The 26,120-nt window shown below is 66.0% G+C and carries 14 protein-coding genes; 6 read left to right on the forward strand and 8 right to left on the reverse strand.

Features of this window, described 5'->3' with window-relative positions; all coding sequences use genetic code 11:
* Positions 1-34: 34 nt before the first annotated feature.
* The 5 genes from MKP05_RS13670 to MKP05_RS13690 all read right to left on the reverse strand — a co-directional run bounded on the left by MKP05_RS13670 (position 35) and on the right by MKP05_RS13690 (position 11,415).
* On the reverse strand, positions 35-6,937 hold the full coding sequence (locus tag MKP05_RS13670) for a SpvB/TcaC N-terminal domain-containing protein (protein ID WP_240568787.1): 6,903 nt from the start codon (positions 6,935-6,937) through the stop codon (positions 35-37).
* Positions 6,938-7,341: 404 nt separating this feature from the next.
* Positions 7,342-8,085: a DUF899 domain-containing protein gene (locus MKP05_RS13675; RefSeq protein WP_240568788.1), complete on the reverse strand. Its 744-nt coding sequence runs from the start codon at positions 8,083-8,085 to the stop codon at positions 7,342-7,344.
* Complete coding sequence (locus tag MKP05_RS13680) at positions 8,082-8,516, reverse strand: VOC family protein (protein WP_240568789.1); 435 nt, start codon at positions 8,514-8,516, stop codon at positions 8,082-8,084. Before MKP05_RS13680 ends, MKP05_RS13675 begins: the two co-directional genes overlap by 4 nt.
* Before the next feature lie 180 nt (positions 8,517-8,696).
* A complete protein-coding gene (gene betT / locus MKP05_RS13685) occupies positions 8,697-10,775 on the reverse strand; it encodes a choline BCCT transporter BetT (RefSeq protein ID WP_240568790.1) in 2,079 nt (692 codons plus the stop codon).
* 313 nt (positions 10,776-11,088) lie between these two features.
* A complete protein-coding gene (locus MKP05_RS13690; protein WP_110283160.1) occupies positions 11,089-11,415 on the reverse strand; it encodes a rhodanese-like domain-containing protein in 327 nt (108 codons plus the stop codon).
* Between the two features lie 124 nt (positions 11,416-11,539).
* On the opposite strand from MKP05_RS13690, the gene MKP05_RS13695 reads away from it, so the two are divergent.
* From MKP05_RS13695 to ada, 3 genes are all read left to right on the forward strand, one after another.
* Entirely contained in the window at positions 11,540-12,436 is an 897-nt protein-coding gene (locus MKP05_RS13695) for a LysR family transcriptional regulator (protein WP_240568791.1), read from the forward strand.
* A 453-nt stretch (positions 12,437-12,889) separates the two neighbouring features.
* A complete protein-coding gene (locus MKP05_RS13700; RefSeq protein ID WP_240568792.1) occupies positions 12,890-13,762 on the forward strand; it encodes a DMT family transporter in 873 nt (290 codons plus the stop codon).
* Positions 13,763-13,943: 181 nt separating this feature from the next.
* Positions 13,944-15,053, forward strand: a complete 1,110-nt coding sequence (gene ada, locus MKP05_RS13705; RefSeq protein ID WP_240568793.1) for a bifunctional DNA-binding transcriptional regulator/O6-methylguanine-DNA methyltransferase Ada — start codon at positions 13,944-13,946, stop codon at positions 15,051-15,053.
* 91 nt (positions 15,054-15,144) lie between these two features.
* Here ada and ftsH read toward each other — a convergent pair whose 3' ends face one another.
* Positions 15,145-17,046, reverse strand: a complete 1,902-nt coding sequence (gene ftsH / locus MKP05_RS13710) for an ATP-dependent zinc metalloprotease FtsH (protein WP_240568794.1) — start codon at positions 17,044-17,046, stop codon at positions 15,145-15,147.
* A gap of 160 nt (positions 17,047-17,206) precedes the next feature.
* Here ftsH and MKP05_RS21785 point away from each other — a divergent pair, with 160 nt between their 5' ends.
* Positions 17,207-21,547 (forward strand): DEAD/DEAH box helicase, encoded by a 4,341-nt coding sequence (locus tag MKP05_RS21785; RefSeq protein ID WP_276316619.1) that lies wholly within the window; start codon positions 17,207-17,209, stop codon positions 21,545-21,547.
* Between the two features lie 282 nt (positions 21,548-21,829).
* Here MKP05_RS21785 and MKP05_RS13720 read toward each other — a convergent pair whose 3' ends face one another.
* Positions 21,830-22,483 carry a hypothetical protein gene (locus tag MKP05_RS13720; RefSeq protein ID WP_240568796.1) on the reverse strand — a complete coding sequence of 218 codons (654 nt, stop codon included), beginning with the start codon at positions 22,481-22,483 and terminating at the stop codon, positions 21,830-21,832.
* 122 nt (positions 22,484-22,605) lie between these two features.
* Between MKP05_RS13720 and fusA the strand changes: the two genes are divergently transcribed.
* Positions 22,606-24,648, forward strand: coding sequence for an elongation factor G (fusA, locus tag MKP05_RS13725; RefSeq protein WP_240568798.1), 2,043 nt, complete (start codon positions 22,606-22,608; stop codon positions 24,646-24,648).
* A 113-nt stretch (positions 24,649-24,761) separates the two neighbouring features.
* Here fusA and MKP05_RS13730 read toward each other — a convergent pair whose 3' ends face one another.
* On the reverse strand, positions 24,762-25,100 hold the full coding sequence (locus MKP05_RS13730; RefSeq protein ID WP_240568799.1) for an MmcQ/YjbR family DNA-binding protein: 339 nt from the start codon (positions 25,098-25,100) through the stop codon (positions 24,762-24,764).
* 208 nt (positions 25,101-25,308) lie between these two features.
* Between MKP05_RS13730 and MKP05_RS13735 the strand changes: the two genes are divergently transcribed.
* Positions 25,309-26,061 (forward strand): TIGR01458 family HAD-type hydrolase, encoded by a 753-nt coding sequence (locus MKP05_RS13735; RefSeq protein WP_240568800.1) that lies wholly within the window; start codon positions 25,309-25,311, stop codon positions 26,059-26,061.
* Positions 26,062-26,120: the final 59 nt, after the last annotated feature.

The following is a 26,120-nucleotide window of genomic DNA, read 5'->3' on the forward strand; positions in this document are numbered from 1 at the left end:
GCGGCTCTTTGTTGTATTTCTGGCTTCGTTTCTTTCAGTTTTCGGAAGACTTGTACCATTGGTATGCCAGATAACCTACGAGATAAGGAGCGAATATCTGTGGGCCAGATATGCGGGAAGCCAGAGTCGCTCCATTGAGAACCGTGCTGCGTGTGATAGCACCGTACCCCTGCGGCTTGAGGGTGTTGTAAGCCGCGGTGAAACCTTGGAAGATTCCCGTGTAGAGTCGTGCCGCCTGGCTTTGGGTCATGGCGCTACGCAGATTTCCTAGCGCCAGAGAGTAGTAGAGCCCCGCTGACCCGTAGTCCTTGTCCTTTATCGCCTTGGGGATCTTCAAGGTATCGGCGATGAAGCCGACCACCCCAATACGCTGGTGGGCCAAGTGCAGGGCATGATCCGTGGTCGCGAGGATCGTCCGATAGATCATGACCCCCTCGGCGGCGAAAAGCAGGTTCCCGGCGAAGGAAGTGACGTTGTAGGGGGTCACCCCTTTTTTCTGCATGTCGCGTGCGTAATAACCCGCGCCGAAGATGCCACCGATGGCCGCGGTTCCACCGAAGGCGACCGACTGGGCAGCAAGGAACTGCAGCACGGGGGATTTGAGGCTGGTAGCGACGTGGTGGATCGGTATGCCCATGAATTCGCCGATCGCGTTGGAGAAGACACTAACCTTGTTTGTGACCTTCATGCCCTTGAAGAGAGCATCACCGCCGCTTATCCGGTTGTCGCCGTCGCCGCCATTCTCGCCGCTGGGGTCGATCCGACTGATCGGATTGTTCTGAACGTAAGCAAACAGGTTCGGGCCATCGATGGTTCCCGCCGGGTCCGGGGTGAGCCAGCGCCCCAAGCTTGGTGAGTAGGCTCGGGCCGGAAAGTGGTAGAGGCCGCTCTCGGGATCCCATTCACGCCCGGCGAATTGGTAACGCTTGCTCTCGACCGCATCTGTCGCCGGCATGATGTAGATCGCTGTCTCGCCGAAGGGGTAGTAAGTCTGGCCATTCAATACCGAGCCGTCCGCGGCCAGTTCGTAGGCGACCGAGTGGATTCGGTCCGAGAGTTGGAGGCGGGGGGTGGCGCCGTTCGTGGAAGAGGCGCTTGGATAATGGACGACCGCCATGAGCCGGTCGCTCAGAAAGAGAGTCAGTTCACCGCGCCCCTGTGTGCCACCGGTGGCAATGAAGTTCTCCAGGTAAACGGTTTCTTCCGTCACACCGTCGTCTTCCGAGACCAGGGATTTGCGAACGCGCACACCATCGGCGCCGTACTGGTAGGTGCCCTGGGCCTGAGATGTTTGAACCCGCCTTAGTTGGCTCAGCGGGTCGTAGGACAGCATCACCCCCTCGGGCAATGCTGTCATCAGGCCGTCTGCATCGAAGTAGTTGTCCGGTGCGTTGTCCCGCGACATGGCTTCGGTGACGGCGTGATTTGATGAGGGAGAGACGCTGTAGACGGTCGAGAAGTCCTCGCCCGCGTCGTCGAGCCGGGCGGTCAGGTTGTTGGATGGGTCGAATGTATAGGTTCGTGCATAGCGCTCGGGCGTACCATGTCCAGTCCGGGCCTGGCGGCGGCCCGTCGCGTGGCGCAGGCGGTAGAGCGCGTCATAACGATAATGCCGTATGTCGGAATCGCCGCCCCCAATCGGTGTAGCGTCGACAATCTGGGTGACATTGCCGACGGGATCATAGATGTAACCAAGCTTAAGCAGGGCATTCCCTGACGACGTCCCTCCACGGGTCGCCGTCAGGCGTAACGTCGCTGGATCGTAGTCGGCATTCACCTCGGCGGCCCCGGGAAAGGTGAGTGTCCGCGGGCGTCCGTCCGTGGCAAAGGATGTAATCGTTGCGATCTCGGAGAAGGTGCCGGCGTCTGCGGTTGATGATGCTGCCAACGACACCGAGTTGGCCCAGCCGTTCAGCGTATACGAAGTATGCGCGCATGCGCCGTTCGGGGCCGTCTCCATGATCTGCTCGGATACGGCGTTCCAGGATTTGTTCCAGGCCCAGATATTATCCTGTAGGGGAACCGTATCTGGATGTTGCCAGTCGACAGAGGCTTCGGGATCGGTGGTGAACTGGCGTGAGAAGGCCATTGGCTCACCGAGGATCGTATAGGTATCCGTACGCAGAACACCTGCCTGGTCCCAGATCGTGACGATCCGGTTCACCGTGTTCGTATCGGGGTCGTCGCCGTAAGCAAAGCGCTGTACCACGACGTCGATATTCGCCCCGCGGACCCGAAGTTCGATAGGCTGGCGTAGTGCATCATAGGTGGTGTCGAGTCGATAGCCACGGCGATTCCATTCGGCGATGGGCTGGCCATCGCCATCGAACAGGCGCCGCTGCGCGATGCCGTCCTCGACAGTCTGCAGCGGGGCATTGCCGGAGTCGGCGCTTTTTTGCCAGACGCCGTGGCCGAGCATGTCGTACGCCACTAGATAATTATAATAGAACGGGTATTCTGGATTTTCTGCGTTGTAGAAGCGCGCATCGGCGAAGGCGGTTTCCTTATCCTGAGCGTTGTACCAGGCATAGGTTTTGAGCGCCTCGCCGAAAGAGGAAACGAGATACTGGATGGTTTGTGTCGTTCTGCCTAGTACATCACGGACTGTGACCAGAGGCGTGTTCTCGAAGTCTGCTGCTTGTCTTAGCGCTTCCTTTTCTGCCGCTGGCGTGTTCGGGTCGTCAATATGGTCGATGTAGTAGGGCGAACGGGTGACCAAATCGTCTTCGTCCCAATGGGTCTCGGACCAGGCGCCGTACTCGGTGCGGGTCAAGAAGCCCTTGGGTGTCTCAGTTTTGATTTCCCGATGTAGGCCATCGTGACGCAGGGACCAATGTGCCACGTCGGGACGCGCCTGATACGCGGGCACGGTAGCGAAATAGGGTTGATAACGAGTGACGACATCGCCTCGATTGTCGTAACGCACTTGGTGGGTGATCCGCCATTCGGTCGCCTGGGCGGCGCCGGCGGAGGGCGGTTGTGTCGCCAGTCGTGGCGTGCTGTCACCGAAAAGTGGGTAGGGAGGTTGTCCACTCACCAACTCCGCGGTAGCCAGGTCCCGGCCAGCACCGTCGAAGTACCGGAGCGTGATGGCAATGGCATCTTGCTCACTCTCGTCCTCGTACACTGTCCGAGCGAACTGGCGACGCTCCAATTCCAAAGTGAACGGTGGCAGACGAGGATGGTGATTCCAAGCCTCGAGATCATAGAGGAAATATCGGCCCGCCCCTTGGAGATACTTGGCTGGGTCGGCCAGGACCTCCCCTGGCGAGGCCACGGGATGAGGGCTGTAATCCGAGAGCGGGCGGTCGCCGATGATGGTGTCGCCCTCGGTGCCGTACACGGCACGCAGGAGAACTTCTGACAGAGGGTCGTAGGCGAACTCCGTGGCATTGTTGTTCTCGTCGACGATTCGCGCGGGTGAGAGCGCTCGGTAGTCATAGACGGCGCTCACCTTGTCGCCCTTGGCATTGACTCGCTGGATGATGAAGAGGTCATAGGCGTCGTGTTTGATCCGCATCGTGGTGCCAAACGGATCGATTGTTTCGGTAGGGAGGTGATGGCCTGTCAGTCCTGCGTAATGGACGGTATCGCCTGTCCACCACCAATAGCCATCCTCATGTACGTAACCGCCTTGGTCGGCGAGCAGTGCTTGATCCACTTCGCCACCGTAGTAGGACGATACGAAGGCATCGGAGAAGGTGGCCTTTGCCGTATGATGAACCAGGGCTTGGGGGCCCGTTTGCTGTAAGGCAGCGGGTGTTGTCTGGTCCGTTTCCCAGTAGAAGATCCGAGTCCAGTGGAAGAGTTGTGCCTCGGCCTCGCCCGTGAAGGGTTCCCCATAGGCCAGCACTTTTTGCAGGCAGTCAGCTACGACGGCTACGGCGTCGTTGTAGCTGAAATAGGGGATGGGTTGGGGGAACCCAGCCAGTTCGAAGGATTGCTTGGCGAAGGGCAGGCCAACGAAATGGGATGAGGTGCCATCTTCTGTCGCCAGTGGGGTTGCCGTTCCGCCGCTGGCGTTACGATAGGCGCCATCCACATGATTGATCAGCCCACGCGTGGTCAGGCGCAGCCCTGTACTCGCCTGGCTGGGCAGGATGTCCCGGTCTTCCATGGGGAAGCGCGCGTAGCCGATCTTCAGTGAGCGAGTCCATTGCCCGAAGTCATCGAAGGCGGTCTTGAGTACATGGAAGGTCTGGGGATCATCGGCCTGGCGCTCGTAGCTGGTGCGGGCAGTTTCGCGCGCGAGCACCTGGACCACGGCAGGTTGGCCATCCATGGCAGGTTGAACGAGGCGTACAGCGTAAGCGCTCTGATCCACCCCGAAGGGAGTCGACGCGATCATTCCGTCCGCATCGACAGGAAAGGCTTCAGAGCGGATCGGGTGGTTGGCCAGTGCTCGCCAGGCAAGGCGTCGGGTCTCGGCGTCGGCGCCGTCAATGAGTGGATCGAAGTAGGGGCGGGGAAGCACCAGGGGCTCCGGGCCACCGCGATAGGCGTGTTTCAGCATGGACTCGCGCAGCACGCTGGCGTGGCTCATGTCGCCTACATGGGACCATGTCCGCGTAAACAGGGGCTCGACACCAGGTTCCAGAGACGCCTGGGCGAGGTGCTGGGGCGGTGTGAATTGCCAAGCTTCCGGGTCCATCACCGGATGGTCGCGCACCTGAGCGTAAGCGAATCCTGCAAACTGGCGATCAACGGGATCGAAATAGCCGTCCCGGTACTCGATGAATCGAGTCAGGGTTGCCCCCGAGATGGCATCCCGCTGGGCGACACTTTCTACCACGTTCACCGGAAAGGGCGAGCGGATCTGCCACGGTTTTCCCGTGGCGCGGGCCGCGAAATAGTAGGCGGTGGAACTTCGGTAGGTCAGCTGGGTCTGGCGTCCCATGCCATTGTCGATACGATTCAGTAAAAACGGCTGTATGCCGTTGGCGAGATCAAGGGTCCACTGCGCCTCGCTGGGAACACCTGTGCCAATGATGATCCGTGATACGCCGATACCGTCGAGATCGGCGGCGCTCATCGAAGCCAGGCGAGAGTTATTCATGGGGAGGGGTAGGGTTCGAACGTGGGAAAAACGCTGTCCGTAGTGATTCTGGTAAATCGTGATATGCGTTGGCCCGAACACGCAGATGTCCGTACCGCCTGCACCGGTGAGGTCGGCCATCAAGATGTCCTGCGTGGTCACCGACGTCGGAAAGCTTCCGATGGATACATCACGCGGTGGCCCGAATCGCCCTCCGCCCAGGTTGGGCCAGATTCTCACGCATCCGCTCGATATCCGGACGAGATGAGACAAGCCGTCGCCGAAGACATTGGCGAACTGGATGCGTGCGGCCTCGCCCGCTTCGCCATAGTCGAAGGCCCCCTTGGGGGGAGAGGTTGGCCGGGCCGGCTGGTAGCCCACTCGGCCCTGGCAGTCGTTGATGCGCCAATCGGCCGGGCCATTGCTGACGAGGTCAGGCCGGCCATTGCCGCGCAGGTCCACGAAAGCCGCTGATGGGTCCTCCAGGCCTAGAGGTGCGTCTTGGAAGGCTTGGAAGGCTGCCCAAGTGCCGTCACCGTTGTTGCCGAAGTATCCCGACTGGCCTGCCGTCAGGGTTACCGCATCGAGATGGCCGAGTCCTGAAAGGTCCAGCAATGCGTGCCGTGTTGGCTTGTCCAGGGCGCTCACCGGCGCACTCGGTAGTGGCGTGGGCGGACCGAGCATGCCGCCTCCCTCCGGTGGCCAGTAATGGGCGCTATCGGATTCACTGGCCTGGCTCAGCACTCCGGGCACCCCTTCACCGAGCAGATCTGCGAAGCGTAAAGCTCCGTCGCGGTTATCCGAGGGGATGGGGCATTGTGGGGGGGAGTTCAGGAGGGCGAAGGCGGCTTCTTCTGGCTGCCATTCGGTGAAGCCTAGGGAAATCGGAGGGCTGGCCTTCTCCACGTTGGGTGACTGGCTTGTGCCATAGCCGACGCGCGTGACGGACTCCAGTAGGGACAAGTCCCAGGCTTCGGCATAGGCTAGGCGGACTTCCTGAACCCGGACCGGCTCGGGCCCGAGGTCACCAGGGAAGTAATGCTCCAGGCCTATCGCGGTGCAACGCCGTGCCACCCGCAGTTCGAATCCGGGACGGAAGGAGATGACCACGTCGGGTCGGGAAGAGGGCGCGCAGCTTTCACTATCGCCGTAATCGAACACATAGCGATAGGCCATTGCCTCGTTGTCCTCGTCGGGGAATGGCGCGAAGGCGATGGTGGTGGGATAGAGGCTGGCGTAGCGGGACGTGTCATCTTTGTCGTATCCATGGGTGATCCAATTGCCCTTGGCGTCCCGACGTTCCTCAATCATCCATCGAAAGATGCGCTCTGGTGCGTCTGGGTCAACGAGCCGACTGGCGTCAGTGCGGCCGAAAACCGAGGTGACGTTGTCGTGATCGGTGATCGTCCAGAACGCTGCGGGTCCTTGAGTGCTTTCCCAGTATTCGATCCGGTCAAAGGTGGATTCGATACGCCGACGATAGTCGGTGACCCGGTAGGTCACGCCGTCCCGGGTTTCCCAGCGACGGACCCGTTGCCAACTACCATGGATCAGGGCGCGGCGTGGTGTCAGGACGTCGCCGGATTCGGTGACAAAGTGATCGGATTCGTCATAGCGCGGAACACCCAGGGCCGTGCGTCGCGAGATCGCGGGTAGATCCATCCCGACCCCTAGCCCGAAAAGCCCGTTCTCGGTACCACCGCGGTAGACAAGCGCGAGTTCAGGTGCCAGACCTCGTGCCTCTGGTCCCGGAAGCGGGATCTCGAATCGTGCCGAGCCCGATGCCGTGTCGAGGCGGAAGCGTTCCGCACCCCCCAAAGACCCTCCTCCCTCCGGTTTGGGGATTTCCGGTACTTCGTAAGTGCCATCCGCGTCCGTTGGCGTAGGAGAATCTTCATACATCGAGGGTGATTCCTTGAGAAACCTGGGATGATGAAAACGTGAAGGCGTGGTTGTGAGGATGTCAGTGTTGATGTAATCGATTGATTTGCGGAAAAAGTGATAATGGCGTTTAGGGGGTAAGTGCGCAGATATTGGAGTGGATTCTTGTGTTTATTGAAGTATTTTATTCCGATGTATGGCTATTTTTATGATAACAGAGTGGTGATTTTTTAGGTTTTTTTGGTCATGTTTAAATGGTAGTTGTTGCTGTTCGTTGTTCAAGCCAAATATGGCGATGTCGTTGATCTCTTACACTCCAAGGCGGCAATGTCTTAGAAAACCGGTTGGAGTGCGAAGAAGCTCTCGCCGGGCCTATCGAGGGCCCACATCTAGACCTCTGACAAGAGGCCCGGCGTCGTGCCCGATCAACCGTAGGTCGGCCGCTGCGGCCAGCCCGGCGGCGAGTCCTCGAAGTCCTCCTGCCGGCTGTAGGGCGTGGTGTCGAGCAGGGCGTAGGCGTCGGTGAGGCTCTCGCAGCCCCGGGCGTAGGTCGAATAGCTGTGGAAGAGCTCCTCGCCCAGACGGAAGAAGACGCTCAGCCCGTGGCACTCGCCGCTCATGAAGTGGGGCTCGCCGGTGCGCGCCTCGAGTTCCTCCCGGCTGCGGTAGTTGTACTCGGGCGGCGCAACGGACGCGTCGAGGGTGACGTGGAAGTCGTAGTTGAAGTCGCTGTCGAGCGACGACACCCAGGGCCAGTGCCAACTCTGCTCGGCCTTGTAGGCCTCGAGCTTGGCCAGCGGTGCCCGGGAGACCAGTGCGAAGCTGGTATCGCGCTCATGGAGCAGCGATAGGTCCCCCAGGGCGTTGACGAACCCCGTGCAGCCGCTGCAGCCCTTCTCCCACTCCGGAGCGAACATGAAGTGGTAGACGATGAGCTGACGCCGCCCCTCGAACAGGTCGAGCAGGCGGGTCTTGCCGGCCGGGCCGTCGAAGACGTAGGCCTTGTCGAGCTTCACCATCGGCAGCCGCCGGCGTGCGGCATTCACCGCGTCCCTCTGGTGCGTCAGGGCCAGCAGGGCCTTGCGGGCGGTCAGCCAGGCGTCGCGGGTGACGATGGGGGGATGGGGCGGGTCGTGTTCGTGCATGGCGGTGTCTCCCGAAGGGGTCATGACGGCGCCTCCTCCCGTTCGCAGTTGATCATCCAGGACACGCCGAAGCGGTCGACCAGCATGCCGAAACGCAGGGCCCAGAAGGTCTCCTCCAGAGGCATCACGACGCTGCCGTTGTCGGCCAGGGCGGGAAAGATCCGCTCGGCCTCTTCGGGGGTGTCGACGCTGATCGAGACATGGGCCCCCTTGATGCCTTCGTAGGGGGCGGGGCATGCCGGGGTGGTGTCGGAGCCCATCAGGACCTGCCCGTCCACCACCAGCCGGGCGTGCATGATCTTGTCGAGATGCTCCGGCGGCACATCCTGGGCGCACTCCTCTGGCGCCTCCGAGTAGGGGTGCAGCGCGGCGATCTCGCCGCCGAGGCAGCGCTGGTAGAACTCGAAGGCGGCGCGGCAGTCGCCGTTGAAGATGAGGTAGGTGTTCAGCAGCATGAGGGGTTCCTCCGTATCGATGTCCTCTCTCTGGTCGAGCGAGGCCCCGTCGTTTCGACAGGGCAGGCGTTATTTCGCCGGTGCGTATTCGTCGTGGCGTTTCACCCAGTCCATCAGGTTGTGGTAGTCGACGGCCGGCCAGGTCGAAGGCTTGGTCGCTTATGGCATCGCTCCCTGGTGTCAGCGTCCCGGCGTGGTGGGATCGTCCGGCATGTTGGCTGCGGCGCCGGGCAGCTCCCGTTGGGAGTGCAGGAAGAACAGGTGCCGTTCGTACTGGTCGAGGATATCGGCGATCAGCTGTTCCCGGGTGTAGCCATAGACGTCGTAGCCCTGGCCGCCCTCGCCGATGTGCACCTGCAGTCGGTAGTAATGGGTGCCGGCGCGCGTGTCGCGAATGGAGAAGGCGGGCATGGCGCACTGGTGGGGCCAGATCTGGTAGGTGAAGTCCGGCTCATCGCCGAGGCTCACGTTCAGGGCCAGGTGCTCGTGCTCGCCGCTGCCCTCGACGATCTCCACCGGGAAGCCCTTCTCGCTCAGCACCTCGCGGATCTCCTCCATGGCCGGCTTGCCCACGTCGGCGAGGAAACGGCTGGCCTGCCCATGATTGGGGAAGCTGACGGCGCGGGCCAGGCGCTGGCGCCAGTTGCGGGCGGCACCCTCACCTGGCGCGGTACGGCCCGACAGGTGGCCGGCCATGCTGCCGCGGTGGCTGTCCTCCTTGAGGCCTTCCACCTTCAGGGCCTTGAACAGGCCCAGCATCATCAGGAACAACACGAAGGCGAAGGGCAGGCCCATGATCACCACGGTGCTTTGCAGGGCGCCGAGGCCACCGGCCATCAGCAGGGCCAGGGTCAGTACCCCGATGACGGCGGCCCACAGGATGCGCATCCAGGCCGGCGCGTCGTGGTTGGGGTCGGTGAGCACCGAGGTCAGGTTGGAGAGCACCAGGGAGCCGGAATCGCCCGAGGTCACGAAGAACACGATGGCCAGGAGGGACGTCACTACCGTGGTCAGCCCGATCCAGGGATAGCTCTGCAGGAACAGGTAGATGGCCGAGCCTGGATTGTTCATGGCCTGCTCGCCGAAATCGACGACGCCGGTGTCGTTCATCACCAGGTCGATGGCGCTGTTCCCCATGATCGACATCCACGCCATCATGAAGGACAGGGGCAGGATCAAGGTGCCGGCCACGAACTGGCGGATGGTGCGGCCGCGCGAGATGCGGGCCAGGAACAGTCCCACGAACGGCCCCCAGGCGATCCACCAGGCCCAGAAGAACACCGTCCAGGCATTCAGCCAGTCGGTGGGTGGATCGAAGGCATAGGTATTGAGCGACAGGGTGACGAAGCGGCCCAGGTAGTCGCCGACATTCAGCACCAGGGCATTGAGCAGGAACAGCGTCTTGCCGCTGAACAGGATGAACAGCATCAGCAGCAGCGCCAGCAGCATGTTGAACTCGGACAGCCGGCGGATGCCCTTGTCGACCCCGGTCACCGCCGAGATGGCGGAGAAGACCACGATCAGGATCGCCAGCGCCGCCTGGGTGACCGTGCTCTCCGGGATGCCGAACATGTAGTTGAGGCCGAAGTTGAGCTGGATGATGCCGATGCCCAGGCTGGTGGCGATGCCGAACACCGTGCCCAGCACCGCGGCGATATCCACGCCGTGACCGAGCGCGCCGCGGATGCGATGGCCGAAGAGCGGGTAGAGCGCGGAGCGGATGGTCAGCGGCAGGCCGTGGCGGTAGCTGAAGAAGGCCAACGACATGCCCACCAGGGTATAGATGCCCCAGCCCGACAGGCCCCAGTGCAGGAAGGTCAGCTCCATGGCATGGCGGGCGGCCGCGGCGGTGCCGGGGTCGCCTTCCGGCGGCGCGAGGAACTGGGTGACTGGTTCGGCGATGCAGAAGAACAGCAGGTCGATACCGATGCCGGCCGAGAACAGCATGGCGGCCCAGGTGACCATATTGAAGTCGGGTGTGGAGTGGGCCGGACCCAGCCTGAGCTTGCCATAGCGCGACAGGCCAATACAGATGACGAATACCAGGTAGAGCACCACGGCAACGAAGTAGAACCAGCCGAAGCTGTCCGAAACCCAGGCCAGCACGGCGTTGATTACTGCGCCGGCCGGTTCCGTGAAGATCATGGCCCATAGCGCAAAGGCCACGATGCCGATGGCCGAACCGTAGAAGACCACGGGGTTGAGGCGGTCGCGCCGCTGCCCCGATGGCTCTCGTGAGGCGACGGGCTCGTTCGCCATCTTCCCCTCCTTCGGCATGGATCGGTGCCCGCCGACGTCATGTCGTGTCCCCGGACCCGCGACGTCCTTGCGCCTGCCGCCTGGGCAGGCAATGGCGACACCGAAGATGGCGCATCCTGTCGATACCGCGCCGCCAGGCGAGACCGGCAAGGGCGATATGCCTTTGTGGTATAGAGGGGGAGGCGCGGGCCTGTCCAGTGATCGACGGCGACGCGGGTGGCGTTCGACACGTCGCTGGGATGGGACCCACGCCGCCACGAAAGGGGCCCGCCGGATCGAAGCACGGCAGGCCCCAGCGAAGGGCCAAGGCTCGTCAGGCCGTGGCGACGGGCAACTGGGCCTCCTCCCACTCCGCCTTGCCGCCCTTGAAGACGGCAACGTCGGTATAGCCCATGGCCTCGAGCTGGTTGGCCACCATGTCCGAGTTCTGGCAGGTCGCGCTGGCGCAGTACACCACGATCTCGGCATGCTTGTTTGGCAGCAACTCGGGCGCGCGCTGCTTGACCTGGTCGTGGTTGATATTGACGGCATTCGGCAGGTGCCACTCCCGGAAATACTTCTCCGGCAGCGCCTCTACCAGGGTGGGGTGCTCCCGGCTTTCGAGGCGGGCGGCAAGCTCTTCACGGTGGATCGTCTTCATGGTGGGACTCCTGCTGTCGGCGATGTGAATCCGTTGCCTCGGCAACGTGACGACCAGCGTAGGGTTTGCGCATCGGCAATGAAATCGACAAAACTTGCATAGGATCATTGCAGAGTTGCAAGGCATGAACTTCGACTGGGACGATCTGCGGCTTTTCCTGGCGATCGCTCGCGCCGGTAGCCTGGCCGGGGCGTCGCGTACGCTCGGCGTCAACCACTCGACGGTGTTCCGGCGGCTCAAGGCGCTGGAGGCCGGCCTGGAGGTGCGCTTGTTCGATCGCTTGCCGCAGGGCTATGTGCCCACGGCGGCGGGCGAGATACTGCGCAAGCACGCGGAACGGGTAGAGGAGGAGGCGCAGGCCATCGAGCGTGAGCTCGGTGGGCGCGACGTAAGGCTGTCGGGGCGGGTCGCCGTGACCACCACCGATACCCTGGCCAATGCGTTTCTCGCGCCCGTGTTCCAGGGCTTCGTCGAGCGTTATCCGGGCATTGAGCTGGAGCTGTTGATCGTCAGTGCCTTTCTCGACCTGGCCCGGCGTGAGGCGGATGTCGCCATTCGCCCGACGCAGGCGCCGCCGGAGAACCTGATCGGCCGCCGGCTGGGCACCATCCGCTGGGGGGTGTACGGCGCGCGCGACTACTTGCGGGAGCGTCCGGCGCTCGAGGATCCGGCGCGCCCGACGGGGCACCGCTTCGTCGGCGGCAACGAGATGATCCGCCATCTCGCCAGCAGCCGATGGCTGGACGAACGGGTGCCGCCGGAGGCCTTCGCGCTACGCACGAACAGCGTCGTCGCGGCGCTGGGGGCCGCCCGGGCCGGCGCGGGGCTCGCCGTGGTGCCGCATTACATGGCTCGCCGGGAAAGCGAACTGGAGTGCGTGCTGGCAATCGGCCCGGAGGTGGCGACCGACCTGTGGCTGCTGGTCCATCCGGACCTGCGTCGCAGCGCCCGTGTCCGCGCCTTCATGGCCTTCGCGGTCGAGGCGGTCAGGCAGCGGCAGGCCGAACTGGAAGGCCTCTAACGAAGGGGCTCGTCGAGGGTCAGGCCCGGTGCGGCGATTCGTGTTGGCAACCGAGGAACAAGCCCGCTGTCGGGTATGCAGCAGCCTGGTTATGCACTACGACGCGATGTGGATTGACGCTGCGGCCGGGCATGCTATTTTCTAATGCGTAGTCGCATCCAGGCGGAACTGTTCATGACCACCTCTGCACGCTTTCCTCTTTCCACGATGGTGGCCACTCCGGTCGCCGCCGTGGTGCGTGCCGCGACTGCTCCCCCCCTGTCATCTGTTGCCCCGCCGGTCGGTGTCTCTCCGCCGGTGGGGATCGCCGTGGCCGGTGTTTCCCCGCCGCCCGCGTCTGCCCTGGGCTGATCGCCAGCCCGCCAGGCGGCTCCAGTAGTCGATTGCCTCTTCGCAGCGCTGGCCCGATAGGGCCGCTGGAGCCTGTGCGTCTCTCGACAGGTGACTTTCCTCATGACATTCCACAACACTGCCTGGGCCGTCTACGGCTCCACGGCGCTCTTCGTGCTGCTGTGGGGCAGCGGCGCCATCTTCACCAAGTGGGGGCTCGATCACGCCTCCGCTTCCGCCTTCCTGGTGCTGCGCTTCGCCCTGGCGCTGACCGTGCTGATGGCCATCGGGCTGTACCGACGACGCTGGTTGCCCGCGCCCAGCACGCGCTTGCGCGTCGCCTTCACCGGGCTGCTGCTGGTCGGCGCCTATGCGATCTGCTACTTCCTGGCACTGGCCCAAGGCATTACGCCGGGCGTGCTGGCCACCGTGCTGGGGGTGCAGCCGATACTGACGCTGGTGCTGCTGGAGCGGCGCTTCCCGCTGGTGCGGGTATTGGGGCTCGGCCTGGCGCTGACCGGGCTGGTCATGGTGGTCTACCAGAGCATCGGCCTGGCTCGCTTCTCGCCGGGAGGCATGGGGTTCGCGCTGGGGGCCCTGGCCTGCATGACCGGCGGCGCCATCCTGCAGAAACGCATGCAGCAGTCGCCCATCGAGGTCCTGCCGCTGCAGTATGCCGCCAGCCTGCTGCTGTGCCTGCCCTTCGCGGCGTTCCAGCCGCTGTCGTTCGAACTCTCGGTGGGGTTCCTGATCCCGCTGCTATGGCTGGCCCTGGTGATCTCGGTGGTGGCGCAACTGCTGCTGTACCGGTTGATCCAGGCCGGCAACCTGGTCAATGTCACCAGCCTGTTCTACCTGGTGCCGGCGGTCACCGCGGCGATGGACTACCTGTTCCTGGGCAACGCGCTGTCCGCGCTCAGCCTGGCGGGCATGCTGGCCATCCTGCTGGGGTTGGTGCTGGTGTTTCGGCAGCCCGGGGCGACAGACTCCGACTAGGCGCCCCCCTCGCCTTGTGCGATCGGGTTCACTCCGCTTCTTGCCGTCAAACGGGCCGCTTTGACAGCGTGTCGACGTCGGAGACAGCTGGCTGGTTTGAAAGCAAGAGACGGAGTGCGAATGGAGGCCGGCTGGCCCATCCTCGATGAACAGAGAATCGGGTAATGGAAGGGGACCCGTCATGACCCATGATCGCGTTGATCCGCCCTGTACCTTCACCACCGATGAGGCGAGGTGGCAGGCGGTCCTGAACCGGGACACTACGGCGGACGGTGCCTTCGTCTATGCGGTTCGCTCCACCGGGATCTACTGCCGGCCGACCTGCTCGGCGCGGCGGCCGCGCCGTGAGAACACCGAGTTCTACACCGACGGGGACGCGGCCGAACGAGCCGGCTATCGGGCGTGCAAGCGATGTCGACCACAGGCAACATCGCTGGCGCAGCGACACGCCCAGGCGGTTGCCCGCGCATGTCGCCTGATCGAGGCATCCGAGGCCCTTCTCTCCCTCGACGATCTGGCAGACGCCGCGGGATTGAGTCGCTTTCACTTCCACCGGGTGTTCAAGGCGACCACCGGCTTGACCCCGAAGGCATACGGCGCCGCGTGTCGCGCCGAGCGGGTGCGGGAGGAGCTGTTGAGCAGCGAGACGGTGACCGAGGCGATCTTCGATGCGGGCTTCAGCTCCAGCGGCCGCTTCTATGCCGCCTCGTCCGGGATCCTCGGCATGACGCCGGAGAGATACCGTTCAGGAGGTGAGGGCATGGAGATCCGCTTTGCCCTGGGCGAGTGTGCGCTGGGATCGATCCTGGTGGCCGCCAGCGACGAGGGGATCTGTGCCATCTCCCTGGGCGACGACCCGGACCAGCTGCTGCACGAGCTCCAGGAGCGTTTCTCGGCGGCCAGGCTGATTCCCGGCGATGCGGGCTTCGACGAGTGGGTGGCCCGTGTCGTGGGGTTCGTCGAGGCCCCGCGGCTCGGGTTGTCGCTCCCCCTGGATATCCGCGGGACCGCCTTCCAGCGGCGTGTCTGGCATGCCCTGACCGAGATACCGGTGGGCTCGACCGCCAGCTATGCGGAGGTGGCCGAGAGGATCGGGGCACCCCGGGCGGTGCGAGCCGTCGCCCGGGCTTGTGCCGCCAATACGCTCGCCATCGCGATTCCCTGCCACCGGGTGGTGCGCACCGACGGGACGCTGTCCGGGTATCGCTGGGGTGTGGAGAGAAAACGCGCCTTGCTCGAACGGGAGGCGGGCCACGGCGAGGTGGCGTCGCCGGGTGCGGCCATCGAGTGATCGCCTTCCTCGCGGCCTGTGCCGTGGTGTCGTCCATCCTCATCCTGCCGGCGCTGGGCATGCGACGGCCCAGCCTGGTACCACGCGGTCCTCACCCTTGAGGGGGCGTGGCGATGTGTGGCCGTGACGGTTCGAGCAGGCGGCGAATCTCGTCGGCTTCCAGGGTTTCATGCCGTTCCAGGGCGTCGGCGAGCGTATCGAGATGATCACGGTTGCGTTCGAGCAGCTCACGGCCGCGGGACTCGATGTCCACCAGGAGCCGACGGATCTCGTCGTCGATCACGGCGGCCGTGGCTTCGCTGTGCTCGCGTCCCTGGCCGAGTTCCTTGCCCAGGAACACATGCTCATGGCTCTGCGGGAAGGCGGTGGGGCCGATGCGCTCGTTCATGCCCCAGTGGGCCACCATGCGTCTGGCGAGTTGTGTCGCTTGCTGGAGGTCGTTCTCCGCGCCACTGCTGACTTCGCCGAAGACGATGGACTCGGCCAGGCGCCCGCCGAACATCACGGTGATGCGGTCTCGCAGGTAGGACTCGTTGTAGTTGTAGCGCTCTTCCTCGGGAACCTGCGCGGTCACCCCCAGCGCCTGGCCGCGCGGGATGACGGTGACCTTCTCCAGTGGGTCGGCGTGGGGCAGCAGGTAGGCCAACAACGTGTGGCCGGCCTCGTGATAGGCCACGATATGCCGCTCTCGCTCGGAAAGGGCGGCTTCCCGGACTTCGCCGAGCAGAATGCGGTCGCGTGCATCGGCGAAACACGCCCAGTCCACCTCGTGTTTCTCACGACGCCCGGCAAGCAGGGCCGCTTCGTTCGCCAGGTTGGCGAGGTCGGCGCCGGAGAAGCCGGTGGTGATCTGCGCCAGGCGCTCCAGGGAAACGCCTTCGGCCAAGGGGATGTTCGCCGTATGCACCTGGAGTATCGCATGACGCGCCTGCCGGTGGGGGCGTTCCATGGTGATCTTGCGGTCGAAGCGGCCGGGGCGCAGTAGGGCCGGGTCGAGCACGTCGGGGCGGTTGGTGGCGGCCAGCACCACCACCGATTCCTCTACCTCGAAGCCATCCATCTCGGCGAGGATCTGGTTGAGGGTCTGTTCGCGCTCGTCGTGACCGCCCCCCATGCCGGCGCCACGGGTGCGGCCCACGGAGTCGAGCTCGTCGATGAAGATTACCGAGGGTGCCTCCTCCTTGGCCTGCTTGAAGAGATCGCGTACCCGCGAGGCACCGACACCGACGAACATCTCGATGAACTCGGAACCGCTGACACTGAAGAACGGCACGTCGGCCTCGCCGGCCACGGCACGTGCCATCAGGGTCTTGCCGATGCCGGGCGGCCCCATCATCAGGATGCCGCGCGGAATCTTGGCACCGAGCTGACGGAAGCGAGCCGGGTTCTTGAGAAACTCCACCACTTCGGCGATTTCCCGCTTGGCGTTGTCCGAGCCCGCCACGTCACTCATGCGCACGTGGCTGTCTTCGCGCCGGATTCTTTTGGCCTTGGACTGGCCTATGCCGAAAAGCCCGCCTCCCGACATCGCTCTCTGCTGCATGCGATACCAGAACCAGAACAGCAGGCCGAGGATCAGGATCAGCGGCAGCATTCCCATCAGCAGCTGCTGCCACCAAGGCGATTCGGTCGACAGCGCCTTGATGTTCACCCCATGCTGCTCGAGTCGGTCGAGCAACCGCTGGTGGTCCATCTCCGGTAGCACGGTTTCGAATGCCTGGGCGTCACCGACTTCCAGGTTCCTGCGGCCTTCTTCGGTCAAGGTGCCATCGACTTGCTGGCCCCGCAGGGTAACCTCGCTGACATAGCCATCCTCCACGGCTTCCACGAATTCGGAGTAGCCGAGTTCGGCCCGTGTCGGCTGCTGCTGAACGTCGATGTAGTAGAAGAAAAGCAGGAGCCCCACCAACAACCAGACGAACATCATCCACTGTTGACGGATCTTGTTCCGAAGCTCCTCGTTCGGGTCGGGCTGGCCATTGTCTTGCTGCATGTGGCCTTGCCGCTTCCCGTTCCGCCGATCGTCCCGCTGTGTCATGGACACCCCATAGGCAATCAGGCTTTACTTGAACCATGGTGCCGTCAGCGAGGATTTACAAGGCATTTTCCGGTCCTGGATCATGGCGCCGCGGTTACCGGTGAGGTGTATTGTCATGCCACTCAACGCCTTCCATTCAGCTGTCCAGGCCTGGTTCGAGCGCGACCTCGGCGTGCCCACCGAGGTCCAGGCCCGCGCCTGGCCGGCGATCGGCGCCGGCGGCCATGTGCTGATCGCCGCGCCCACCGGCTCGGGCAAGACCCTGGCGGCCTTCCTGGCGGCCATCGATGGTCTGGTGCGTCGCGGTCTGGGGGAGGAGCTGCCCGACGAGACGGTGGTGCTCTATGTGTCGCCGCTGCGGGCGCTCTCCAACGACATCCAGCGCAACCTGCAGGCGCCGCTGGCGGGGATTAGCGAGGAACTGGCGGCAGAGGGCCTGCCAACGCCGGAAATCCGTGCCTGGGTACGCACCGGAGATACGCCTGCCGGGGACCGCGAGCGCATGCGCAAGCGGCCGCCCCATATCGTGGTCACCACGCCGGAATCGCTCTACATACTGCTGACCTCGGCGTCGGGCCGGCGCATGCTCTCCAGCGTGCGCTCGGTGATCGTCGACGAGATCCATGCCGTGGCCGGCACCAAGCGCGGTTCGCATCTGGCGCTGTCGCTGGAGCGGCTGGCCGCCCTGACCGATGAGCCGCCCCAGCGCATCGGCCTCTCGGCCACTCAGAAGCCGGTGGAGGAGGTCGCCGCCTTTCTCACTGGCGGCGCCGAGTGCACGGTGATCGACACCGGCCATGTGCGCGAGCGCGATCTGGCCATCGCGGTGCCCGGCTCGCCGCTGGCCGCGGTGATGGCCAACGAGGTGTGGGAGGAGGTCTACGACCGCCTGGCGGCATTGGTGGAGAAGCACCGTACCACCCTGATCTTCGCCAACACGCGGCGCGTCTGTGAGCGGGTGGCGCGGCGCCTGGCCGATCGCCTGGGCGAGGCGGCGGTGACCTCGCATCACGGCAGCCTGGCCCGCGAGCATCGCCTGGACGCGGAGCAGCGCCTCAAGAGCGGGGAGCTGCGCGCCCTGGTGGCCACCGCCTCGCTGGAGCTGGGGATCGACATCGGCGAGGTCGACCTGGTCTGCCAGCTCGGCTCGCCGCGTTCCATCGCCGCCTTGCTGCAACGGGTGGGGCGTTCCGGCCATGGCGTCGGTCGTTTGCCGAAAGGGCGGCTGTTCCCGCTGACCCGCGACGACCTGCTGGAGTGCACGGCGCTGATGGGGGCCGTGCAGGCGGGCGAGCTGGACCGCCTGCACATCCCCGAGGGGCCGCTGGACGTGCTCGCCCAGCAGATCGTGGCCGAGGTCGCCGGTGCCGGCGAATACGACGAGGAAGCGTTGTTCCGGCGGCTGACCGCGGCCTGGCCCTATCGGGCGCTGCCCCGGGAACGCTTCGACGACGTGCTGCAGATGCTCGCCGATGGCTACACCACCCGCCGCGGACGGCGTGGCGCCTATCTGCACCGCGACCGGGTCAACGGCCGCCTGCGCCCGCGGCGAGCCGCGCGGCTGGTGGCGCTGACCAACGGTGGCGCGATACCCGACCAGTTCGACTACGACGTGATGCTGCAGCCGGAGGAACTCCGGGTCGGCACGGTCAACGAGGACTTCGCCTTCGAGAGCATGCCGGGCGATGTCTTCCAGCTCGGCAACCAGGGCTACCGGATTCTCAAGGTGGCGACCGGGCGGGTGTTCGTCGAGGACGCCAGGGGCGCGCCGCCGAGCATTCCCTTCTGGTTCGGCGAGGCGCCGGCGCGCAGCGAGGAATTGTCCCAGGCGGTGTCGCGGCTGCGGGCCGGCGTGGATGAGCGCCTGGCGGAAGAGGGCGAGGACGCCGCGCGCGAGTGGCTGGAGTCGACCCATGGCCTCGCTGGCGAGGCGGCCGAGCAGCTTGCCGCCTACCTCGCCCGGGCGCGGGCGGCGCTCGGCGTGGTGCCCAGCCAGGCGTATCTGGTGCTCGAGCGCTTCTTCGACGAGGCGGGCGACATGCACCTGGTGCTGCATGCGCCCTTCGGCTCGCGGCTCAATCGCGCCTGGGGGCTGGCGCTGCGCAAGCGCTTCTGCCGCAAGTTCAACTTCGAGCTGCAGGCAGCGGCGCTGGAAGACACCATCGTGCTGTCGCTGGGCCCCACCCACAGCTTCCCGCTCGACGAGGTGTGGCACTACCTGAAGGCCAGGACGGTGCGCGAGGTGCTGGCCCAGGCGCTGCTCGACGCGCCGATGTTCGGCCTGCGCTGGCGCTGGAACGCCTCCATCGGCCTGGCGGTGCCGCGCACCCGCATCGGCCGGCGGCGCCCGCCCCAACTGCAGCGCCAGGATGCCGAGGACCTGCTGTCGGTGGTCTTTCCCGACCAGTTGGCCTGTGCCGAGAACCTGGCCGGTATGCGCGAGATTCCCGATCATCCGCTGGTTTCCCAGACACTGCATGATTGCCTGACACAGGCCATGGACGTGGCCGGCCTGGAACACTTGCTCGAACGACTGGAGGCGGGCGAGATCGCCGTGTGTGGCCGGGATCTCGCCGTGCCCTCGCCGTTGGCGGAGGAGGTGGTCAATGCGCGGCCCTACGCCTTCCTCGACGACGGTGCCCAGGAGGAGCGGCGCACCCTGAGCGTGCGCACCGGCGATGCGCTGGACGTGGCGGAGACGGCGGCCTCGTCGCGCTACGATGCCGAGGTCATTCGCCGCGTGCGCGACGAGGCCTGGCCGGTACCGCGCGACATGGACGAGCTGCACGATGCCCTGGTGCTGTGCGGCTTCCTGACCGCGACGGAAGCCGAGCGGGAAGGGCACGAGTGGCGTGCCTGGTTCGCCGAGCTGGCCGAGGCGCGGCGCGCCACGGCGGTCTCCATGCCCGAGGGCGAGGTGCTGTGGGTCGCCGCGGAGCGGCTGGCCGAAGTGCGCGAGGTCCAGCCCCGGGCAGCGCCGACGCCCGCGATCGAGGCGGTGGGGCCGGTCCCCGAGAGCGCCGACACGGCCTTGATCGAGCTGCTGCGCTCGCGGCTGGAGGCGCTTGGCCCGGTGACCGCCGCGACCCTGGCCGCGCCACTGGGCATGTCGCCGGCACGGGGCATGGCGGCGCTGGCGCGACTGGAAGCCGAAGGCTTCGTGCTCCAGGGCCGCTATACCGGCACCACGAGTGAGGTCGAGTGGTGCGAGCGGCGGTTGCTGGCCCGGATGCATCGCTATGCCATCGATCGCCGGCGGGCCGAGATCGAGCCGGTCAGCGTCCAGACCTATCTACGCTTCCTGCTCGACTGGCACGGCCTGACCGATCGCCCGCAGGGGGCCGAGGCCTTGGCGGGAGCGGTGGAGCGGCTGGAGGGCTTCCCGGTGGCGGCGGGGGCCTGGGAGCCGGACGTGCTGCCGGCCCGGGTCGCGGACTATGCCCCCCACCTGCTCGACCAGTTGCTCGCCAGCGGGCGTTTCGTCTGGCTGCGCCTGGTGTCGCCGCGCCTGGCGGCGGACGACGGCCGCCAGCGGCCGGGGCCGCTGCGCAATACGCCCATTGCCCTGGTGGAGCGTCGGGCTCTGAACGACTGGCGGGCGGCGACACCGGCCCCGGATCCCGAGGCGCTGCCGCTGTCCGGGGGCGCGCGCCGGGTGCTCGAGGCGCTGCAGGCCGGCGGGGCGATGTTCTTCGCCGACCTGCTCGGCCCAACGCGGATGCTGCGCACCCAGGTGGAGGAGGCGCTGGGCGAGCTGGCGGCCTGGGGGCTGGTGACCTCGGACAGCTTCACCGGGCTGCGCGCGCTGATCGCCCCGGCCCACAAGCGTCCACCGATCGATGCGGGGCGACGGCGTCGCCGCCGCCAGGCCCCGGGCGTGGATGCCGCCGGTCGCTGGTCGTGGCTGCCGGCGCCGGAGCGCGAGGCAACCACGGAGCGACGGCGGATCACCACCGACCTGGAGAGCCTGGAGCATATCGCCTGGGTGCTGCTCGGCCGCTACGGCGTGGTGTTCCGGCGGGTGCTGGAGCGCGAGTCGGCGTTGCCGCCGTGGCGCGAGCTGCTCTACGTCTACCGTCGCCTGGAGGCGCGCGGCGAGATTCGCGGCGGGCGCTTCGTGCAGCAGTTCGCCGGCGAGCAGTTCGCGCTGCCGGAGGCGGTTGGCGCGCTCAAGGCGATGCGCAAGCGCGAACCGGACGACACCCGCGTCGTGGTGTCGGCCGCCGACCCGCTCAACCTGCTGGGGATTCTCACCCCCGGTTCCCGCCTGCCAGCGGTGGCGGGCAACCGCCTGCTCTACCGCGACGGGGTACCGGAGGCGGTACTGCACAACGGCGAGGTCCACTGCTTGGAGGTGCTGCCGGCCGCCGAGCAGTGGCAGGTGACGGAGCAACTGCGGCGCGGCCCCGGCTATCGGCCGCTCTCCCCCGAGGAGCGGGCCCCCCGCCTGGCGTGACCGCTGGGGGAACGATACCGGGGCGACGGGGGTCTCAATTTATTGACACCAAGCTATCGTCGCGGGAGTACCGCACGCGTTGCGGTGCCCCCCACCCGGGTGCCGGAAAGCGGTGTGCGCGCTTGACGCGGGAACCAGCCGCGTGGTTTTCCCCTGCTCAGGCCTGCCCGCCGAGGAGGAGTGACCATGCGCGTCTTTGCCAGGCTGGTGCTCGCCCCCTTGCTGCTCCTGTTCATGGCGGTATCCCCCCTGCCAGCCCAGGACCTGTCTATCGAGGAAGTGTCACCGACGTTTCATTCGGCCGAGACCGACCAGGGGCTGGCGCCGATCCATCCCGATGCGTTGCCGTCCCGGCCCCTGATGGTGGCGAGCTCTCGGGCGCATGTCGGCATCCTGTGGCGTTCCGGGGGCCGCGTGTCCACGCAGTTCTCCTTCGGCACCTTCGACCGGCACCACCGCCACGGGGTGGTGCATCGGCATTCGCCGGGGGCGGTCGTGATCGCCCCGCGACATCGGGCACAGCAACACGACATCCACCGCGGGCGTCACGTGCCGCGGCATTCCGGCCGAAGCATTCGGCATCGAACACGGCGGCATGATGGCGTGAGGTTCGGGACAACCGGCCGGATTCACTCGCCGGCGTTCGACATCGGCCCACGTCGGTTCGAACGCGAGCGGTTTGCCCCTCCCCGCCGCGGCGTTGCGCCCCATCACTTCCAGCGGCGAGCGCCCATTCACCGGGGCATCGAGCCCCATCACTTCCAGCGGCGGAAGGACCTTCGCCGCGGCCTTGCGCCCCATCGCTTCCAGCGGCGAGAGCCCATACGCAGGGGCATCGAGCGCCAACGCTTCCAGCGGCGGAAGGACATTCGCCGCGGACTCGCGCCCCATCACTTCCAGCGGCGAGCACCCATTCGCCGGGGCATCGACCGCCATCACTTCCGCGGACGGGGCAGGCAGTAGCGGTGGTTCGTTCCTCTGTTTTCCCTACCGCCTGCTACCCTGTCTAGAGACAGTCGCGTATCCGCGGCATGGAACCGCAGCGGAGTTGCCAGGAGATGCCCGAGCTATCCCCCGAACGTATCCGCAATATCGCCCTGGCCGGCCCGGCCGGTGCCGGCAAGACCACCCTGGCCGAGGCGCTGCTGGCGGCGGCCGGTGCGGTCGACGGTGCCGGCAGCGTGGAGAAGGGCTCCACGGTCAGCGATACCACCGCTCAGGAGAAGGCGCTGCAGCACTCGATCGGCGCCTCGGTGCTGGGCATCGAGTGGCGAGAGACCTGGATCAACCTGATCGATACCCCCGGCCTGGCCGACTTCCAGGGGGCGGCGCTCTCCATCCTGCCGGCCGTCGAGACGGTGGCGGTGGTGGTGAGCGCTGGCCGCGGCATCGAGGCCGGCGCCCGGCGGATGATGCAGTGGGCCGGCGAGCGGGGACTGTGCCGGCTGATCATCGTCAACCAGATCGATGCCGAGCCCGCCGCGCTGCCCGCCCTGCTCGAGGAGATCCGTGCCACCTTCGGCCCCGAGTGCCTGCCGCTCAACCTGCCGTCGCAGGGTGCCCGGGGGGTGGCGGACTGCTTCTTCACTCCCGCCGGCGAGGCGGACTTCTCCTCCGTGGCCGAGACCCACGAGATGCTGGTCGACCAGGTGGTGGAGCTCGACGAGGAGCTGATGGCGCTCTATCTGGAGCAGGGGGAGGAGCTCGATCCCGCTCAGCTCCACGACCCCTTCGAGGCCGCGCTGCGTGACGGGCACCTGGTGCCCGTCTGCTTCGTGTCGGCGGCCAGTGGCGCCGGGGTGCGCGAACTGCTGGAGATCTTCACGCGGCTGATGCCCAGTCCCCTGGAGGGCAATCCGCCGCCCTTCCTGCGCGACGACGAGAAGGGCAGGCGGGAGTACCATGCCCGCCCCGACCCGGACGCCCACGTCCTGGCCCACGTGGTCAAGATCGAGCACGACCCCTTCCTCGGCAAGATGGCGGTGTTCCGTGTCCACCAGGGCACCGTCACCCGCGATACCCGGCTGTTTGCCGGCGAGGCTCGCAAACCGTTCCGGGTCGGCACCCTGTTTCGACTGCAGGGCCGCGAGCATCTCGACGTCGAGCGCCTGGGCCCTGGCGAGATCGGCGCCCTGACCAAGGTCGACGAGGTGACCTTCGACAGCGTGTTGCACGACTCCCACGACGAGGACCATATCCACCTGCGCCCGGTGGCACTGCCCGCCCCGGTGTTCGGCCTGGCGATCCAGGCGACCCGGCACGGTGACGAGCAGAAGCTGTGGGAGGCACTGGCCAGGATGGTCGAGGAGGACCGGGGCCTCGAAGTGACGCAGGACGCGACCACCCAGGAGATCGTGCTGCGCGGGCTGGGCGAGCTGCATCTGCGCACGGCCCTGGAGCGGCTTGCCGAGCGCTTCCGGCTCGAGGTCGAGACCAGCACGCCCTCCATCGCCTATCGGGAGACCATCGGTGCCTCCGCCGAGGGACACTGCCGGCACAAGAAGCAGACCGGCGGGGCCGGGCAGTTCGGCGAGGTGTTCCTGCGCGTCGAGCCGCTGCCGCGTGGGGCCGGCTTCGAGTTCGTGGATACCATCCGCGGCGGGGTGATTCCCGGTTCGCTGCTGCCGGCGGTGGAGAAGGGCGTACGCCAGGCCATGGCCAGCGGGGCGGTGGCCGGCTACCCGCTGCAGGACATCCGGGTCACCGTGCACGATGGCAAGACCCATCCGGTGGACTCCAAGGAGATCGCCTTCGTCATCGCCGGTCGCAAGGCGTTCCTCGACGCGGTGCGCAAGGCGAACCCGGTGGTCCTCGAGCCGGTGGCGGAACTGGTGGTCGAGGGGCCGAGCAGCGCCATGGGCGATCTCACCGCGGATCTCGCCGCGAGTCGCGGGCGCATCCAGGACACCCGCAACCATGGCGACCAGGTCAGCATCCAGGCGATCGTGCCGCTGGCGGAGATCGCCGACTACTCCAACCGGCTCAATGCGCTGACCGGCGGCGCCGGCAGCTACACCCTGCAGTTCAGCCACTACGAGCCGGCTCCCGACGCCGTCCAGCGCCGCCTGATGCAGGCCTATCGGCCCACCGAGGAGGAGTAGCGCGCCGACCACGTCGAGCGGGTCGCGTCGATGATTCGAGGGTTGGCGGTGGGGGGATCGGGTAGGGCACGGCCATGCCTTCAGGCTCGCGGGTGGGCCTGGTGATACGGGCCTTATTCGTGGAAGTGCTCGGTCATGCGCCTGGGTGCCTTGTTGCGCCAGGCGGCGATCAGGGCGGCGCGCACCTGGTGGTGATCTACCGAGGCCAGGTGCACGCTGGTGCAGCCCTGTTCGCCCCATTCGCCCGGCGCGGGCTGGAACCCTTCGGGGTTCTCCGCGATGAAGTGCTGCTGTTCCTCCGGCGTCAGCATGACCATGCCCCAGGCTTCGTCTGGGTAGCCCAGGGAGGCGAAGATCTTGCCGCTGACCCGGAAATCGGGGTGGTTCATGTGGGCGTGCTCCACCGCCCCGGGCAGCCCCACAGCGAGCGTGCGGAAATCCGTGTCTATCATGACGGTCTCCTGGCGGCCATTCGGGCTCCTAGCTCTCAGAATAGAATCGAATCGCCCGGCTTTCCTTGCCGGGCGCGTTGTCTTTTACTGCCAGGAGCGATTCCTGTTTCTGCCCAGCCACCGTGACAGAGGGATGCCCGCCGTGCCCTGCGCGAACGCGGCACCGATCAGCTGCTAGTCTGGAGAGTGGAGGGGAAGGAGCGAGGGGATGACGATGCTGCAGGCGGTGCTGCTCGATATCAGTGGGGTGCTGTACGAAGATGGCGTGCCACTGCCCGGTGCCGTGGAGGCGGTGGCGCGGCTGCAGGCTTCCCGCCTGGCGCTGCGTTTCGTGACCAATACCTCCCGCAAGACCAGCGCCACCGTCTATGCCGAGCTACTGGAGATGGGCTTCGAGCTGGAGCGGCAGCAGGTCCTCACGGCACCGGCCGCAGTCCGGCGCTATCTCGAGCAGCACCGGCTGCGCCCCTACCTGCTGGTTCACGAGGCCCTCGAGCCGGAGTTCGAGGGGTTGAACCTCGCCGACCCCGATGCGGTGGTGCTGTGCGATGCCGAGCATCGACTGGACTATCGGCACCTCGATGAGGCCTTTCAGGTGCTCCAGCAGGGCGCGCCACTGCTGGCCGTGGGCACCAACCGCTATTTCCGCCAGCGCGGTGGCCTGCACCTGGATGTCGGCCCCTTCGTCAAGGCGCTCGAGTACGCCGCCGACACCGAGGCCGTGGTGCTGGGGAAGCCGGCGGCGGGCTTCTTCCGGGCCGTGCTCGAGGATATCGGCGTGGGCGCCGCGGATGCGCTGATGGTCGGCGACGATGCCGAGGCCGATGTGGCTGCGGCCATGGACATCGGCATGCGCGGCGCACTGGTCCAGACCGGCAAGTATCGTCAAGGCGACGAGGCGCGCACGCCCGGGGCGTCGGTCGAGGCCAGCCTGGCCGAGCTGGCGGCACGGTTGCTGTGACCCTGCCGCCGACGATATTGCACAGGCTGACCACCAGCAGATTGCCGAGCGAGCCGGCA

Origin of the sequence: Halomonas flagellata, assembly GCF_022487945.1 — a bacterium.
Lineage (GTDB): Bacteria > Pseudomonadota > Gammaproteobacteria > Pseudomonadales > Halomonadaceae > Halomonas > Halomonas flagellata.